The organism is Marinobacter litoralis (genome assembly GCF_016427555.1).
GTDB lineage: Bacteria > Pseudomonadota > Gammaproteobacteria > Pseudomonadales > Oleiphilaceae > Marinobacter > Marinobacter litoralis_A.
On sequence record NZ_JAELVS010000003.1, the window covers coordinates 1 to 16,827 of the forward strand.

A 16,827-nucleotide genomic window follows, 5' to 3' on the forward strand; every position below is an offset into this window, starting at 1 on the left:
CAAATAATTATCGTCGCTATGAGCTTACTGAATTTTCAGCGGACAATCTCTTGGACTTTAGGCCGTTGATTGTCTGCGTGTTCACGTGTTCAGTTTTATCCGCCATCGCTTTTGTTTTGGTCTAAATCCATTTAAAGCCCAAACCGCTTTATTTTCCGGTACAGCGTTGCTCGGGTTATGCCCAACTCTCGCGCCGCAGCACTAATATTGTCACTGCATTTTTCGAGCGCCGCACACACAGCCTCGCGTTCGGCATTAGCCAATAATCGTCCCGATTTCGGAGTCATTGCTGGCGCTAACGCGGTAAATCGATTCGCTTTTACTGCTTCAGGCAGGTGATCAATTTCAATAACACCGTTATTAGCCAGCGCCTGCCCTAACTTTAGTGCCTGTTCCAGCTCTCGAATGTTTCCTTTCCAGGGATAATTTCTTAACAGGTTGCGGGCTTCCGGAGACAATATCGATGGTCTATCTGGTGATGCGGCGACCGCCAGCAAATGATCGATCAACCCATCTAGATCTTCACGCTCTCTTAATGGCGGCAACGTTACCTTCAGGCCATTCACCCGATAGTAAAGATCATCGCGAAAGCTCCCTTGTTCCATTAGCTCATCCAGATTCCGGTGGGTAGCGCAAATCAAAGAAAAGCAGACCTCACGAGTTTTTTCTTCCCCCAGCCGAGTTACCGTTCGCTCCTGCAGTACACGTAACAAGCGTGCTTGAAACTCCACCGGCATGTCTCCAATCTCATCAAGAAACAGCGTCCCTCCGCAGGCCTCTTCGAACTTCCCTTTGGCGCCCCCACGGCGAGCACCGGTGAACGCTCCGTCGGCGTAGCCAAATAGCTCAGATTCAATTAACCCTGCTGGGATAGCTGAGCAGTTTACAGCCACAAAGGCTCCTTTAGGGGAAGGACCCTGCGAGTGTAACCAACGGGCAAGCACCTCCTTTCCTGTTCCCGTTTCACCGCTGATCAACATCGGCACACGATGCATGAAAGCACGCCGAGCCTTTTCAAAAAGAGGACGCAGGGAAACCTCGGCAAAAAATGGAGACGGTGCTGGTGCTGGTGCGCGTTCCAACACAACTTGGGCGTGAACAGGTGAGGATACTTCGGGCACTTCTTCTGCCTTCAAAAACAGCTCTGATCCATTGTGGCATGCCACTTTAATTGGACTATGTTGCGAACGCCTTACCTCATCAAAACTGCACGAGAACAAATCTCTGAACGTCACCGCTTCCCCGTTCTGCTCAAGAATATCCAGTTCCAGCATCTGCCGAGCAGTTGGGTTTGCCCCTAACACTTCGCCATCTGCACAGAAATGAATCAGACCTCGCATCGGCGAACCGGTTAGCTCTGGAAGATAGTGAATCGCTAGCACCCAAGCACCAGACAAGTCTCCTACCATCCGGTTTTCAACGGCTCTACTCGCCAAAGCAACTGACTCGAGTATCCCTACAGGACGACCATCGTAGTGCTTAGTCGCATTCAGAGCCCCGATCACCATTCCTGCCGGGTCAAAAATGGGGACAGCAACGCAAGCAAGATCTCGAAATTCATGCAAAAAATGCTCATCACCACACACGACTGAAGGCCTGTGTTCGAGCAAAGCACAGCCAGGGCCATTAGTACCCGCGACCTGCTCAGAAAGATCGAGCCCCGAACTTAACGATGTTCCCAGCAGGCTTTCCTTTCCAAAATACTTAATACTCCGACCTTCTCTTTCCAGACAGGCGAAGACCCAGCCAGCTGCCCCCCAAGACCCAAACAAATTTCGCATTTCCGGTTCTACATAACACAGAAGATCTCGGTGCTGATCGTGCAAGTAAGGTAATTCATTGAGCGATAGGGTCTTTCGTAAAACCTGATCGACAGGAGAAAGGCCGTTTTCTCTAGAGCGCAACCAAGATCGCATAACCTCATCCCGCACCCACTGAGACGGCACCTCAAGGCCCGCATCAAAAAGCTCCCGTGCTTGCTGAACCCGGGTATCTTGATCGAAATTATGTACCTCCATACTTCCTCCACCAAGCTGTTTTATTTTTATTCACCTGACCGGATGGTGTGTATTAAAACGATCCAGTTTTTCCTTCCCTGGGCTTTTATATTTTTCTATTGATCTGTAACTCTTTGTTTTATCGATCTTTTTATATTCCACTTTTCTTGGCACGAGCTCTGCTTAGACACGCATGCGGTACCAACAAAATCAATAAGGAATCTGCACTATGCCATTTATGTCAAGCTTTGGAAAAACAACCCCTGCGTCCTCAAAGCAGCGCTTCGTAAGCCTAGCTACCGCTACCATAGCCTCTTTGCTGCTCTCTTCAGGCAATGCCAACGCCATTGATATCGATGCGGGAGATTACACAGCGCTCCCGCCGGGCACTAATCTAGCAATGGGCTACTACCAGTTCGCTACTCGGGATTCCCTCTACTCAGGTGGCGATAAAGCCCCTATCAATGCCAGGCTAGATTCACATATCGGTATTCTTCGGGGCGTCCACTTTACTGGAATCGGAGGTTACACCGTAGACCCTCAATTCCTTCTACCTGTAGGAAAGCTTGAAGGCAAGGACGACACATCTGGCCTAGGCGATGCCAGTGGCGTAGGTGACCTAACCTTAGCCGCCACAGTATGGCTGGTAAACAAACCTGAAAGTAATACCTATTTTGGTATTACTCCCTTCCTATACCTCCCCACTGGAAGCTATGACCGAACTGACACCTTAAACCTTGGTGAGAATCGCTGGAAATATGCCTTGCAAGCCGGCTACGTCACCGGGATTACCCCTAAGATCTCACTAGATGTGGCCGCTGACGTTACGGTTTATGGCGACAACGATAAATTTGGATCGACTAACGCAACCCTAGAGCAGGACCCTTCTTATCAGTTCCAAGGGTTTCTTCGCTATCACCTAACTTCACAATTAGATTTTCGCGCAGGTGTTTCTCACACCCTAGGAGGCGAAACATCTGTGAACGGTATCGATCAGGACAACCGGATATCACACACCAAGATAACCGTGGGTACGGCTTGGTTCGCGACGCCTGGTTTACAGTTGATGGCAAATTATGGGACAGACCTTTCAGTAGACAACGGGTTTAAAGAACAGCATCGAATCAACCTTCGTGTTCTCAAAGCCTTCTGAATAACTAGAAGCAGAAATAACAAAGATAAAGGACATTGAGATGACATTTATAAAAAACAGCTCCGGAATCCTGATAAAACCCCAAGCTCTCCGATTGGCCCTGGTGGTAAGCCTAGGGTTTACTAACTCTCATGCAATCGCTGCCAATCGCATTGACCAAGTCAATGAAAGCTACATCTTAGAAAACACCAAAACAGGCAAAGATTGGCCGGTTCACGGTTTTGATTACTCAGAAACACGCTACAGTCCCCTATCCCAAATTACAGCGGATAATGTCGATAAACTGGGGCTCGCCTGGACCTATGACCTGCAATCAAGTCGTGGTATTGAAGCGACCCCCTTAGTTGTCGACGGTGTGATGTATGTCACCGCATCCTGGAGTGTGGTGCATGCAGTTGATGCAAAAAATGGCAAAAAGCTATGGACGTTCGACCCGGAAGTTCCTCGTGAAAAAGCCTACGAGGCTTGTTGTGACGTGGTCAACAGAGGCGTCGCCTTATACGAGGGCAAGGTCTATGTTGCGGCACTTGATGGGAGACTAGTCGCCATCGACGCAAAAACAGGCGAAAAAGTCTGGGAAAAAAATACGCTGATTGACAACGAAATTGGTTACACGCTGACGGGTGCACCACGGGTGTTTAAAGGCAATGTAATCATCGGAAACGGCGGCGCAGAACGCGGTGTAAGGGGCTATATAACAGCATACGACGCTAAAAGCGGAGAGCAAAAATGGCGTTGGTTTACCGTACCCGGGAACCCAAACAAACCCTTTGAGAACGAGGCTATGGCAGAAGCCGCAAAGACCTGGGACCCCAGTGGAAAATACTGGGAAAGCGGTGGTGGCGGCACCGTTTGGAACTCAATGGTCTTTGATCCAGACCTAAATCTTATGTACATCGGCACAGGTAATGGCGCCCCATGGTCGCATAAAAAACGCAGCCCAAAAGGCGGTGACAACCTCTACGTAGCTTCCATCGTCGCACTAAACCCCGATACCGGCGAGTATGTTTGGCATTATCAGGAAACGCCGGGAGATAACTGGGACTACACCTCAGCGCAGGACATGATACTTACAGACCTGGTTATAGAGGACGAACAACGAAAAGTTATTATACATGCGCCTAAAAACGGATTCTTTTTCGTGGTCGACCGTACCAACGGGGAGTTTATATCTGCCAACAATTTCGTTGATGTGAACTGGGCAGTAGGGTACGACAGCAACGGACGACCTATCGAGGCGCCTGGCGCGCGGGCTACTGACAAACCGTTTGATGCAATCCCGGGCCCCTTCGGCGGACACAACTGGCACTCAATGTCGTTTAATTCGGACACAGGGCTAGCCTACTTCCCGTCTCAGAACATTCCAGTGACATTATCCGAAGACCCCACCTGGCTAAATATAGACAGCAATGAGCCCGGGCAACCCATGAGCGGTATTGGCTGGAATACGGCTATGAGAATCAACGAGGCCCCTCCTTCGAGTAAACCATTCGGACGCCTGACCGCCTGGGACCCAGTGAAACAAGAGGAGGCCTGGCGTTACGAGCATGCCTCTCCTTGGAACGGAGGCGCGCTTTCTACCGCTGGCAATCTGGTCTTTCAAGGCACAGCAGATGCTCGATTAATGGCGTTTAATGCTCAAACAGGCAAGCCGTTATGGGAGTCTCCCATGGGAACCGGTGTGATCGCAGCGCCGGTCACTTATGAAGTAGATGGCACCCAATATATCTCTATTGCAGCGGGCTGGGGCGGCGTATACGGCCAATCTCAGCGAGGCTCAGACCTAAAGACTCCCGGCACCGTTTATACATTTGCCCTGAATGGTGATGCGGAAATGCCTGAGTTCACCAAATATCAGTTAGGTTCACTGATATCCGGCGTTAAATACAATCCGGAGTTTGTCGAGGAAGGCACCGGACTTTACGTCAGTAACTGCGTTTTTTGTCACGGCGTCCCCGGGGTGGATAAAGGCGGAAACATTCCGAACCTAGGTTACGTCAATAGTGCTGTTATTGAAAATCTAGGAGCCTTTGTCTTTAACGGTCCATTTGTATCCAAAGGAATGCCTGACTTTACGGGCAGGCTGAGCGAAGCCGATGTCGAGAAAATAAAGGCATTTATCCAAGGTACCGCTGACGCAATTCGCCCTAAAAGCCAATGAATCGAGGAATTTTCAATGAACAGTATGACAAACGAAGTAACAAATACCCAACAAAAGACACGTGCATTTCTAGATCGCCAAACTCACCGCATGTTGATAGGCGGACAATGGGTTGATGCACTGAATGGCGAACGCCTACAGATCGTCAACCCGGCCGATGAAGCGGTAATTGGAAGCATACCGTCTGCCCACGCAGAGGATGTTGATAACGCTGTAGAGTGTGCAAAAAAAGCGTTAGAACATAGTGTTTGGGCGCGGATGCGGCCTTCCACTCGGCAAAATTTGCTTTTAGAGTTGGCCGATCTGATTGAGCGTGACGCTCGAGTAATCGCCGAACTGGAAGCCATCGACAATGGCAAATCTGCCGCCATTGCTCAGGCCGTCGATATAGGTTTAGGACTGGAATTTTTCCGCTACATGGCGGGCTGGACAACCAAAATTGAAGGGTCAACTTTGGATGTATCTGTGCCTTTTGCGCCGCCCGAAGCAGACTTTTTTGCCTACACTCGGCGGGAACCGGTCGGCGTTGTGGCCGCCATCATACCGTGGAACTTCCCCTTTCTAATGGCGTGCTGGAAACTCGCACCAGCCCTTGCAGCCGGCTGTACCGTGGTTCTTAAGCCCGCAGAGCAAACGTCTCTTTCTGCCCTGTATTTAGGGGAGCTTATTGAAGAGGCCAACTTCCCTGAAGGTGTCGTCAATATCGTCACGGGTGATGGGCAGAATGCCGGTTCGGCTTTGACCAAGCACCCGGGCATCAACAAAATCAGTTTCACTGGGTCAACACAGGTAGGACAGGTCATCGGCCGCGCCGCCATGGACAATATGGCCCGCGTTACTCTGGAGTTGGGAGGTAAGTCACCTATGATTGTCTTGGGGGACTGTGATCCTGAAAAAGCGGCACAAGGTGCAGCGACAGCCATATTTTTTAATCACGGGCAAACCTGTAGCGCGGGCTCACGCTTATACGTGCACCGAAGCATCTTTGATGCGGTTGTGAATCGGCTCGCGGAGCTAGCCGAGAGCATTCCAATGGGCTCGGGCCTCGACCCTGCTACGGAAATGGGGCCGCTGGTGTCCCAGGTACAGCTAGATAGGGTCTGCCATTTCATTGAGAAAGGACGCGAGGAAGGTGCCCGCTTGGTAACTGGCGGCGAGAGGGCTGATCGCAAGGGCTATTACGTCAAACCAACCATCTTCACCAGTGAAGATGACAGCCTAGTTATCGCCAAAGAGGAAATATTCGGTCCGGTGCTGGTAGCAATCCCCTTTGATGATGTGGACGATGTAGTTCTCCGCGCCAATGACAGCCGCTACGGCTTGGCAGCCAGCATATGGTCAAACGATCTCTCACAAGTGCAACGTATAATCCCAAGACTTAAGGCCGGCACGGTCTGGGTCAATGGGCACAATATGCTTGACGCAAACGTGCCATTTGGAGGCTACAAACTTTCTGGGGTTGGCCGCGATATGGGCAAACAGTCTCTGGACTCCTACCTAGAAACCAAATCGGTTTTTATGGCCCTTTAGCAAAATAGAGAGCATGAGGCCCCGGGGTACGGATACCGGGGCCTCGATATACGAGCCACAGGTTTACACTGTCAAACCCCCTCCCAAGACGACACTTATGAACAACTACAAATTGACCTTTCGCTTGTTGAGTGGACTTATCATGTTGCCTTTCACCATGACAGCCTATGCACAAACACCCGCTGAAATAGTGGTGACGGCGCCGGTGATGGAGCGCACTTTGTACCAAACACCGGCGGCCATCTCGGTCGTTCAGCCAGATTCGATTCATAAAGGCCAACCCAAGCTAAAGCTTGATGAATCTCTTGCTATGGTTCCTGGTCTTTTTCTGCAAAACAAGGAGAACTTCGCGCAAGGAGAACGTATAGCCATACGTGGGTTTGGAGCGCGAGCGCCTTTTGGAGTTCGGGGTATTACGGTTGTAGTAGATGGCATCCCGTATACGTTACCGGATGGGCAGGCCCAACTGGATGCAATTGACCTCGACAGCGCCGAGCGCATCGAAGTTATCCGCGGCCCGGCCTCAGCTCTATATGGCAACGCAGCTGGTGGCGTTATCAGTGTAACCACATCAGATGGGCGTCGTAGACCCAATGAAACATCTCTGCGAGTTACGGGCGGAAGCGATCGCTTTGGCAAGATCTCACTCAAAAACAGCCAGAACAATAGCCCCTGGTCTCACAGCATCAACGGTTCAGCACTTAACTATGAGGGATATCGCGAGAACGCTAAGGTTGAAAAATACCTTCTGAATGCCAAACTGCGCCGAGAGCTCGGAAACGATCGCTCGATGACCGCCATTATTAACCTCCTAGACAACCCACGCTCAAAAGACCCAGGCGCACTGACCACTCAGCAGGCTGAAGAAGACCGATCTCAGGCTGGGCGCTTTACTGAGGCTTACCACACCGGGCAATCCGTTGATCAACAAGTGGTAAGCCTCCAATACCAGGATCTTTCTGCGGGGCCAGGCGAATTCCGCGCGATTACCTTTTACCTCCGCAGGAATTTTGAACAGCAACTGCCCTACCCCGGTGACAGCCGAATTGATTACGATAGGGATTATTATGGGGTAAGGGCCGATTACCGAGAGTCGCTTTTAATCTCTGGGTTGCCTTTTCGCTATGTCGCCGGCCTAGAAGCCCGAAAACAACGGGATGATCGTATCCGCCGAGGCATGAGCTTCGGAGGAGAGCTGCAACGGCGGACCGCCGATGAACTGCAAACCGCCACGGCATTGGGTGCCTTCGCACAAGGAGATGTGAGCCTGTCCGAGCAATTAACCCTATCAGTGGGTGGTCGTTTCGATCGGGTACACCTCAAAGTCAATGATGATTTCACCACCGACGGAGACCAAAGCGGGAGTCGCACTCTACGTGAATGGAGTGGCTCTACAGGTTTGAGTTACCGCTACCTTAAATCCCACCAGACCTATGCCAATATCAGCAGTGCCTACGAAACCCCCACTTTCTCGGAGTTTGCAAATCCTTCTGGAGTGGGTGGGCTTAACCCCGAAGCTGAACCACAAAAATCGCTGAATCATGAACTAGGGCTGCGAGGCAGCTTTGGTAACGGCGTCAACTACGACATAACCCTGTTTTGGGTAGATGTCCGCGATGAACTGATCCCCTATGAATTGCCAGGGCTGGATGACCGTACCTTCTACCGTAATGCTGGCAAAACCACACGCAAAGGTGTTGAGGCTGCGGCCGATTGGCTAATTTCGCCGAGCTGGCGCGCAGAAACAGCACTCACGTTGGCTAGCTACGAGTTTGATACATACCGTTCGGGTGCCACTAGTTATGATGGAAACCGTTTACCCGGCCTACCTGAGCAGTTTTGGTCAAACCAACTCACCTGGCAAGGCTTGGGCGGCGCGTTTACCACCCTAGAGGTCCGTTATATCGGAGACATCGTCGCCGACGATGCCAATGAAACCAAGGTCGATGACTACTGGATGATCAACTTTCGAGGAGGCAATACGCTTTACGCCGAAAGGAGTTATCTGTTGAAAGGGTTTGCGGGCGTGCACAATCTCGGCGATACAGAGCACTTTGCCAATGTTCGTATTAACGCCAGTAATGATCGGTACTATGAACCGGCTTCTGGGCGTACTTGGTACACGGGCCTTGAGTTTGTCTTCTGATGGATGGCTTCTATGATTCTGGGGCGCGGAAACAATGTTGCCCCACAAGATTAGCTATCTATAGTTCATCCCACCCACGTGCCGCATTACTTCGGCCGCAGTATGTTTCAATTCAGAGAGCAATGTCTCCATAACGCCTTCAGTATTCATAACAGGATCAGGTCCTGAAATGTTTATGGCCGCTATGACCTGCCCTGAAAAATTTCGGATAGGGATCGCGAGTGCCGTCGAATGATCTGAATAGTGATGTGTCCAGCCTTGAGCCCGCTCTTTTTCGCAGAGCGCCATCAATTCCGGCATGGACTGTGGTGCTGGCCGAGGATAGCCATCGAGTCGCTGGCCCTGAAAAAGGTGCTGCAACTCGGCCGGTGACATCCCCGTCAGGAGCGCCCTACCCATAGCGGTTGTGTGCAGCGGAAAACGAGTACCAACGGGCACGTTGACCGAAACCCTCTGTAACGCCAACGCACGATAGACATAGAGTACTTCCGTGCCGTCTCGAACGCCTACATGACTGGATAATGAAGTGCTGTCTCGCAATCGCGTCACGAAAGGAGCAGCTACCTCGACAATCTCCCGACTGGCGAGGTAGCTGAAACCACGAGAAACCACTTGAGTCCCTAACGAATAGGTATTGGTTCCGATCTTGTTCAAATACCCCATGGAGACCAGAGTCTGCACGATTCTGTATAAAGAACTCGTGCTGACCCCTAAGCTCTGTGCCATCTCCACTTGGCTCAATGCCCGACAGTTACTGTCAAACATTTCCAAGATACGTAGCCCTTTCTGTAAGGCCGGAACGGTATAGTCCTTCTGACTCAAGAGTTATCTTCCCTATGCTGCGTGCGCCACCGGTGCAGAGTGCCCCGCCCTGTAGTTCCTACCAAGAATCACGAGTACTACTGCGCCGGAGACCAAGATCAGCCAAGGATTGTTGCCTACCAGAGACAACCCTGCAAGGCTAAGTATTGTTTTCTCCACCTTCGAAATTGGCGCACTGAAGAAACCGATATACGCCGCTGACAAGGCTACAATACACAAGATGCCACTGATCATCGCGAGCGAGAATTCGAACCATGTGAAATTGAGAAATAACAGGCTCGGAGCATAGATGAACATCAATGGCACCAGCGCCTTACCCATAGATAGCCGGAATGCGGTGACCCCGGTCTTCATCGGATCCGACCCCGAGATCCCCGCCCCTGCATACGCGGCCAAAGCTACCGGCGGCGTCACATCGGCAAGTACACCGTAGTAAAAGATGAAAAAGTGGGATGCCAACAGGGCAATACCAAAATCATCTAGTGCCGGAGCCACGATAGCGGCAAGGATAATGTACGTGGGTGTGGTTGGGATTCCAGCCCCCATCAGGATGCAAGCCAACGCGACCAAGATCAGCGCGATGAACAGGGTCAGACTGTCTTCTGTCAATAAATCAAAAGGAATCAACACAGCCAACGTGCTACCAAAATCAGTAGCCAGGCCAACAATAGCTCCCGAGAACTTAAATCCGAGCCCGGTCAATGTCGTTACACCCAGCAGAAAGCCAACGCAGGCGCATGCAGCGGTAATAGCGATGGATTGCTTCGCACCTTCTTCAAGGCCATCAATCAAACGTCGTGGCGTTAAGGCACTTTCATGATCCAACTTGGTGAACCCGAGTGGTCTGAGCAAGAGAGGTAGGTAAGAGCAGACAATGGTCAGAATAATGCCCCAAAATGCTGCCAGGAATGGGGTGAACTGCATAAGCAGTAGTGTCACCATCACGACTAACGGAATAACCTGATGCCAGTGTTTAGATAGCACGGCGCCAAGGCGAGGAATTTGCTCTTCTGGCATACCTTTAAGGTTCAGGCGGCGGGCCTCAAAATGAACCATGCACAAGGTTGCGAGATAGTGAAACGCAGCCGGTATGATTGCAATCAGAATCAACTCGCTGTATGGAACACCGAGCATTTCGGCCATCACGAAAGCGGACGCGCCCATAATCGGCGGGGTAATCTGGCCACCACACGAAGATGCTGCTTCTGTGGCTGCAGCGAAGCGACCACTAAAGCCGTACTTTTTCATCATCGGTATCGTAAATGCACCGGTGGTAACCGTGTTAGCAACGGGTGAACCAGAAATCATGCCAAAGAAACCCGACGAAACGACAGACACCTTTGCCGGACCACCTGAATAGCGGCCTGCAACGAGGGTTGCCAGCTCAATGAAAAGTTGGCCAAGGCCGGACGCCTGGGCCAATACACCAAAGAGCACAAAATGGAACACATACGTGGCGACAACACCAATAGCGATACCGTAGATACCTTCCGTTCCGAGATACAGGTGCTCAACCAGTCTAATGATGTCGTAGCCCCTATGCGCCATCACGCCCGGCAAACTCGGACCAAACATGGCGTACAACAGCGCGAGCACACCAATAATTGACAGTGACTCCCCCATGGTTCGGCGCGCACCCTCAACGACCAGCATGACCGCCATGCCGCCCATCAGGTAATCGAACGCTTTTGGGAAGCCAATATTGATTATGAAAATCTCTTTGAAAAAAATCACTAAGTAAGCGGAAAAACCAGCACCCGCCAGTACTAACGGCCAATCAAGCCAACTGGGTTTATTCCGACTTCCCATAGCAGCAACGGGCAAAGCGGACAGCGCCATGAACACCGCAAAACCGTAAATCATCCATGTCCACCAGACCGGAATATCACTCGCCAAGGCTTGGGCTAGCTGATGGGCAACCAGCAGATAGAAGGCGCCGTAGGCAAGGCTCAAAACGACATTGATTTTGAGGTGCTTCGGTTGCCGCCTAGGAAATACAATGAACAGTAGGCCCATGATAAAGGCCATGTGCACATTGCGGTGGGTGATCTCGTTTAATAGGCCGAATCCCGCTGTATATATATGAAAAACACTCAGAACAACACAAGTGATCGTCACCAGTGTTTTAAGAATGCCTCGCAAGTCCCTGAAGTTCGATTCGTTATCAAACTTTTTTATCAGGTTATCCAGATCAGCTTGGTGCATTTCAGGCCCGCTGAACGAAGAACGGTTGTCCACCTGGCTGTTTGAGTTGCTCATACCCGTTCACTCTGAGTTATGGTTGGCAGTTAAAGACCGGAGAAATCAGCAGCCCGCCGTCCGGCCATTGGTTCAAATTGATTTTATTGTTTCCAGCGTGCAATCTGTTCTTGAAGCGCCGATCGGTTCGTACTATCAGCGGTCCAATATCACGATCCATTTCCAGAATAAACTGGCCATTTCTGTGTTTGAAAGACGTCGCATCGGGTTCGTTCACCAGTGAGGGCAGCCCTTGCCCATGGGCGATAAAAACTTCTGCAGTCTGATTAATCGTCAGTCCGCCAGCCGAGGATTCCACCACTCGATAATAGTCCGTGACAGGCGTATGCGACACAGAGTGGATGAACGAGAGTTCAAACGTCTTGTCAGCAACAGGAATACACGCAAGCAGCTTGCCTTCCCGGTAATAACTAATTTCCAGATCTGCAGCCTGCAAATTGCCAGCCAGGGCAAAGGCCCCGGCCAGCAGCAGGGCTAGCTTATTCAATGATGCCCTTTTCACGGAAATACTTTTCTGCACCTGGATGCAGGGGAATGGATACCGACTCCAGAGCGGTTTCGCGTGTAATTTCCTTACCCTTCACGTGGACCTTGGCCAAGGTGTCTGTGTTTTCGTAAAGCGCTTTGGTAACCGCGTAAGCAATATCTTCTGGCAAGTCAGCATGGGTTGCCCATATCGCTCGGACAGCAATGGTTTCAACATCGTTGTCCACGCCTTTATAGGTACCACCCGGCAGAATGGTGGATGCGTAATACGGCTGAGTTTCCTGCAATTTTTTGATCGGTGCACCGGTCAACGGAATAATGTTTATCTCGTGCCCGTTAGCCAATTCCAAGATCGATGCGGTTGGTGAACCGGCAGTAATCAAGGATGCGTCAAGATTTCCATCTTTTATCTTCTCGGCAGATTGAGAGAAGGAAGAATAATCTTCGGTTAAATCATCACGAGTCATGCCATGAGCTTCCAACAGGTCCCCGAGTAGTTGCCACTGCCCGGAGCCAGGCGAACCGGAACTAACGGAGTGGCCTTTCAGATCACGAAATGACGTAATACCGGGCTGGGCTACCAATTGAACAGCCTCTGGATACAGAGCACCCAGAGCTCGAAGATTCTTCTGGGCCTTTCCCTCAAACTGGTTCTGTCCCTTGTAGGCCGAATCGAGGATATCGGCCGCAACAAAAGCAGACTCTATATCTCCCCGTCCGAGCAGGCCGGCATTTGCCACCGATGCGTTTCCAGTCTCAGCCGTCGCTGACAGTTTTTTGCCTTCCAACTCGGCGTTATTGGAGATCACTTGCGCTAACATGCCGCCAAGCGGGTAATAGGTGCCGCCCGTCCCACCGGTAGCGATTCCAAAAAACACTCGCTCCTGCGCCTGCGCAGCTCCCGCAGCCAGACCCACGCCCAAAGCGGCAGTCATAAGCATCGTTTTCAGCTTTTTCATTGTTTTGACTTCCTTTACTGTTTTAGCTTAGTGATACCGCCTCATGGGCGGCAGTGTTGACACAGCAGTGTGTCCGCCAGCAGAGCCGCTGTTTTAGCGGTAACGCCAGATTCATCAAATTCGGGATTCAACTCGCAAATTTCTACCAAAGGCATGCCGTAAGGTAATGTCGCAGCAATCTGTTGCGCTTCATTAATCACAGCTTGCACAACTTCCAACGCAACACCTCGTGCCGCTGGAGCACTAACACCAGGTGCCTGATAGTGAGGAAGTACATCCAAGTCGATGGTCAGGTAGAGCATGTCCAAACCCTGACTGAATTCGCGGACTTGTTTTATGACGTCCGGAATATCTACCTCCCGCATATCTCTATCTTCACGATAACTAACCCCCATAGCACGGGCACGTTCGAATAAGGAGGAGGTGTTGCTCGTCCGAGCAAGGCCCAAGCAGCAGTAATGAAAAGAATCCCGTCCGCAGCGCTCAGCTATTTGGGTAAAGGGCGTACCCGACGATGCACCCTGTTCACCTTTCATTCGCAGGTCAAAATGGGCGTCTAGATTGATAATGCCGATTCTTGTAGTGGTCGGGTCGTACACTTTTGCTAGCCCCGAAAAACTGCCCCAAGCTGTTTCATGTCCCCCACCTATTACTAATAGGCGATTGACGGACGCAAGTGCTTCCGCAACTTTTGACGCCAGCTCTTCTTGCCCGTGCTCCAATGCGTCACCGACAACCTCTACCGTACCAAGGTCAATTACCGACACGTCATCACCACCGTGCCAAGCTAAGCTACCCAGTTGACGCCGAAGCGCATCCGGACCAGCAGCAGCACCGGGCCGCCCCTTATTTCTCTGGACACCTGCATCGCACGCAAAGCCAAGCATTCCCACGGTTTGACCGGAGCGTCCATCTGGCGCAAGTGACACCATTTGATGCCACCGTGTAGCACCAGCCCCTTCTTCACTATCTACCCTGCCGTGCCACTCTGATGCTGGCTTGAACGTGACCATACTCTCTCACTCTAATTCAACATGCGATCATATAAGCATACAAAAACCGATATTTAAACACCCTACCACCACCTATCGTTCATATATGAATAATGAATGTCCATATGAATTTCTATGATTAAATTTCCGAATATTTCTCACTTTGCGATAAGCCAAAATGAACGCTAAGAGGTACAGTTACACTCAAAGAGGGCAATGAAATCGAAAAGGGTAAGACCGGTATGTATGAAAGCGGCATTCAAACTCTGGACAGAAGTTACTCATTGCTTCGCCGGGTGATAAAAGCCGGGCAACACGGCCTCTCCATTTCTGAGCTCACCGATGCAACGGGTCTGAGCACTCCGACAGTGTACCGCTTGGTTCGCGCTCTAAAAGTTCTAGGTCTTGTCAGGCAACCACTTAGTCGTGGGCCAGTTTATCCCGGTCCGGAACTCTTGAGCTGGAGCGAGCTGACCCGCGCCGCACTGGACAAGGTTGCGCACATGCACCTGCTGGACATGGCAGAGAATTTAGGTGACAGCTTTTTTCTTATGATCCCTGACGGCTTTCACGTGCTATGCCTAGATATCGCAGATGGGCAACACCCCGCACGGAGTTACACCCGTCAAAAGGGTGACCGAATTCCCTTCGGGGTCGGCCAGGCGTCCATCGCCATCCTTAGCTTTATGAGCAAGCAAGAACAGACACACATCCTTGACCACAACGAAGCGCCATTTCTGCGAGCAAAAGGAATCACGCGCGGGCTCGTGCAGGAAGCCATCGCCAACTGCCGACACCTCGAAGTCACCTGCGGAGTGGAAGGCACTGACCCGCCTGAATTTACGGGTGTAGCTGTCCCTGTTTTCGGAAAAAACCAGACACCAATCGCTGCATTAAGTTGTTGCCTGCGGCGCTCACGGTTGTCCGACGAACATTACGAGCGCCTTACAAAATCACTTCTGGCCAGTGCGAGAGCGATTAGCCACAACCTTTTCGACCCGGTGGAAAACACCCGGTAACAGAGTATACCTACGATGAACAGAAGCAACGCCCCCTACCCTGATTATAAACGCGCCTGTGGTTGGAAAGAGACGGCTGAGTTGTCCCAGAAACACCCTCGCCTTACAGGTTCTCAAACCTGCGACGCGATCATTATCGGCGCTGGCTATACCGGAATCGGCATAGCCAGCCAGCTCGCAAAGCTACAGCCAGAAAGTGATATCAGAGTTTTAGAGGCGGAAACCATTGGTGCAGGCTCCCCAGGCCGCAACTCGGGATTCGTTCTCGAGCACGCCTTCACCGGAGTCAACGCTGAAGCGACCGGAGAACTCTACCGGCACTATCAGTCCACCCAAAATGCTATGCGTGAAATAGCCTATCCGGGAGCCGTCACAGCAAACTCTACAATTTTCAAAGGCGCAGCTACAGACCGGGGCATGCGAAATCTCTCAACCTTAGCTTCACTCCTTAAAAAGAGCGGCCAACCCTTCGAGTGGATGAGTCCAGAACGCTTGAGGTCAATTACAGGCAGCAGCTATTACCGTGCTGGGCTGAATTTGCCAGGCAACAGCTTGGTCAACCCCTATGCACTGATTTCGAACTTGGCCCGAAGCCTTCCCGCCACGATTACATTGCATGAGCAGAGCCCGGCTATTCACCTGTCACAAACCTCATCTGGGTGGTTAGCCACAACACCCGAAGGTGCACTTCAGGCACCACAGGTATTTCTAGCCAACAATGCCTTCGCCGCCTCTTTGGGGTTCGGAAATGCTTATAGCGTGAAAATATTTACCTATGCAGGGATCACCCCAAAATTGCCAGCCGATTTATTCGCTGCCCTAGCACCAGAAGGTCAATGGGGGTTGCTGCCTGCCCACCGTCTTGGCTCCACCCTAAGAACCACTGACGATGGAAGACTTCTTATACGCGGCTTTTACGGCTACGAGCGCGAAGGCAATGACGCCACACGAAGCTATCTTGAACAAAGCCTGTTAAACCGTTTCCCTGAACTGAGCAGTTATGGCTTGGAGGAATGGTGGGGCGGCACCACGTCGCTGACAGCCAATGGAGCACCGCTTTGGGGTCAGCTAAAAAAAGGGCTATTCGCCTCCATCGGCTGCAACGGCGTCGGTATTTTAAAGGGAACGCTTCTGGGACAGCAGTTGGCCAATCTAGCTTCCGGCCAGCCCTGCCTGAACGTCCACGAGCTCATGGGCGTGCCCAGTTGGATGCCACCTGAGCCAATTAGACACATTGGATTCAACCTCGTCAGCGCCGTAGAAAGGCGGCTGGCAGGTGCTGAGCGCTAACCAAAACCCACCT

At 51.4% G+C, this 16,827-nt stretch carries 12 protein-coding genes; 6 read left to right on the top strand and 6 right to left on the bottom strand.

Features of this window, described 5'->3' with window-relative positions:
* Positions 1-131 precede the first annotated feature (131 nt).
* Positions 132-2,018 (bottom strand): sigma-54-dependent Fis family transcriptional regulator, encoded by a 1,887-nt coding sequence (locus JAO79_RS10145; RefSeq protein ID WP_199007157.1) that lies wholly within the window; start codon positions 2,016-2,018, stop codon positions 132-134.
* Between the two features lie 208 nt (positions 2,019-2,226).
* Between JAO79_RS10145 and JAO79_RS10150 the strand changes: the two genes are divergently transcribed.
* The 4 genes from JAO79_RS10150 to JAO79_RS10165 all read left to right on the top strand — a co-directional run bounded on the left by JAO79_RS10150 (position 2,227) and on the right by JAO79_RS10165 (position 8,987).
* Complete coding sequence (locus tag JAO79_RS10150; RefSeq protein WP_199007158.1) at positions 2,227-3,150, top strand: transporter; 924 nt, start codon at positions 2,227-2,229, stop codon at positions 3,148-3,150.
* Between the two features lie 40 nt (positions 3,151-3,190).
* A complete protein-coding gene (locus tag JAO79_RS10155; RefSeq protein WP_199007159.1) occupies positions 3,191-5,311 on the top strand; it encodes a PQQ-dependent dehydrogenase, methanol/ethanol family in 2,121 nt (706 codons plus the stop codon).
* 15 nt (positions 5,312-5,326) lie between these two features.
* On the top strand, positions 5,327-6,841 hold the full coding sequence (locus JAO79_RS10160; RefSeq protein ID WP_199007160.1) for an aldehyde dehydrogenase family protein: 1,515 nt from the start codon (positions 5,327-5,329) through the stop codon (positions 6,839-6,841).
* Between the two features lie 97 nt (positions 6,842-6,938).
* A complete protein-coding gene (locus JAO79_RS10165) occupies positions 6,939-8,987 on the top strand; it encodes a TonB-dependent receptor family protein (protein WP_199007161.1) in 2,049 nt (682 codons plus the stop codon).
* A 54-nt stretch (positions 8,988-9,041) separates the two neighbouring features.
* Here JAO79_RS10165 and JAO79_RS10170 read toward each other — a convergent pair whose 3' ends face one another.
* Genes JAO79_RS10170 through hutG form a run of 5 tightly spaced genes read right to left on the bottom strand, consistent with a single transcriptional unit; the run spans position 9,042 to position 14,526 of the window.
* Positions 9,042-9,809 carry an IclR family transcriptional regulator gene (locus JAO79_RS10170; protein WP_199007162.1) on the bottom strand — a complete coding sequence of 256 codons (768 nt, stop codon included), beginning with the start codon at positions 9,807-9,809 and terminating at the stop codon, positions 9,042-9,044.
* A gap of 12 nt (positions 9,810-9,821) precedes the next feature.
* A complete protein-coding gene (locus JAO79_RS10175; RefSeq protein WP_199007163.1) occupies positions 9,822-12,068 on the bottom strand; it encodes a TRAP transporter permease in 2,247 nt (748 codons plus the stop codon).
* 16 nt (positions 12,069-12,084) lie between these two features.
* Positions 12,085-12,588 carry a DUF1850 domain-containing protein gene (locus tag JAO79_RS10180; protein WP_199007164.1) on the bottom strand — a complete coding sequence of 168 codons (504 nt, stop codon included), beginning with the start codon at positions 12,586-12,588 and terminating at the stop codon, positions 12,085-12,087.
* Complete coding sequence (locus JAO79_RS10185) at positions 12,548-13,513, bottom strand: TAXI family TRAP transporter solute-binding subunit (protein WP_199007165.1); 966 nt, start codon at positions 13,511-13,513, stop codon at positions 12,548-12,550. The genes JAO79_RS10180 and JAO79_RS10185 overlap by 41 nt, the downstream gene beginning before the upstream one ends.
* 41 nt (positions 13,514-13,554) lie before the next feature.
* Entirely contained in the window at positions 13,555-14,526 is a 972-nt protein-coding gene (hutG, locus tag JAO79_RS10190) for a formimidoylglutamase (RefSeq protein WP_114335946.1), read from the bottom strand.
* 221 nt (positions 14,527-14,747) lie between these two features.
* Between hutG and JAO79_RS10195 the strand changes: the two genes are divergently transcribed.
* Both JAO79_RS10195 and JAO79_RS10200 read left to right on the top strand, forming a co-directional pair.
* Positions 14,748-15,524 (top strand): IclR family transcriptional regulator, encoded by a 777-nt coding sequence (locus JAO79_RS10195; protein WP_199007166.1) that lies wholly within the window; start codon positions 14,748-14,750, stop codon positions 15,522-15,524.
* Between the two features lie 15 nt (positions 15,525-15,539).
* The gene (locus JAO79_RS10200) at positions 15,540-16,814 is read left to right on the top strand and encodes an NAD(P)/FAD-dependent oxidoreductase (RefSeq protein WP_199007167.1); all 1,275 of its coding nucleotides are present in this window, start codon (positions 15,540-15,542) and stop codon (positions 16,812-16,814) included.
* The last annotated feature ends 13 nt before the right edge of the window (positions 16,815-16,827 follow it).

Bases quoted from the DNA above. Each gene is read 5' to 3' on its own strand.
- JAO79_RS10175 (WP_199007163.1), bottom strand. From the start codon at position 12,068: ATGAGCAACTCAAACAGCCAGGTGGACAACCGTTCTTCGTTCAGCGGG.
- JAO79_RS10155 (WP_199007159.1), top strand. From the start codon at position 3,191: ATGACATTTATAAAAAACAGCTCCGGAATCCTGATAAAACCCCAAGCT.
- JAO79_RS10160 (WP_199007160.1), top strand. From the start codon at position 5,327: ATGAACAGTATGACAAACGAAGTAACAAATACCCAACAAAAGACACGT.
- JAO79_RS10145 (WP_199007157.1), bottom strand. From the start codon at position 2,018: ATGGAGGTACATAATTTCGATCAAGATACCCGGGTTCAGCAAGCACGG.
- JAO79_RS10195 (WP_199007166.1), top strand. From the start codon at position 14,748: ATGTATGAAAGCGGCATTCAAACTCTGGACAGAAGTTACTCATTGCTT.
- hutG (WP_114335946.1), bottom strand. From the start codon at position 14,526: ATGGTCACGTTCAAGCCAGCATCAGAGTGGCACGGCAGGGTAGATAGT.
- JAO79_RS10150 (WP_199007158.1), top strand. From the start codon at position 2,227: ATGCCATTTATGTCAAGCTTTGGAAAAACAACCCCTGCGTCCTCAAAG.
- JAO79_RS10200 (WP_199007167.1), top strand. From the start codon at position 15,540: ATGAACAGAAGCAACGCCCCCTACCCTGATTATAAACGCGCCTGTGGT.
- JAO79_RS10165 (WP_199007161.1), top strand. From the start codon at position 6,939: ATGAACAACTACAAATTGACCTTTCGCTTGTTGAGTGGACTTATCATG.
- JAO79_RS10185 (WP_199007165.1), bottom strand. From the start codon at position 13,513: ATGAAAAAGCTGAAAACGATGCTTATGACTGCCGCTTTGGGCGTGGGT.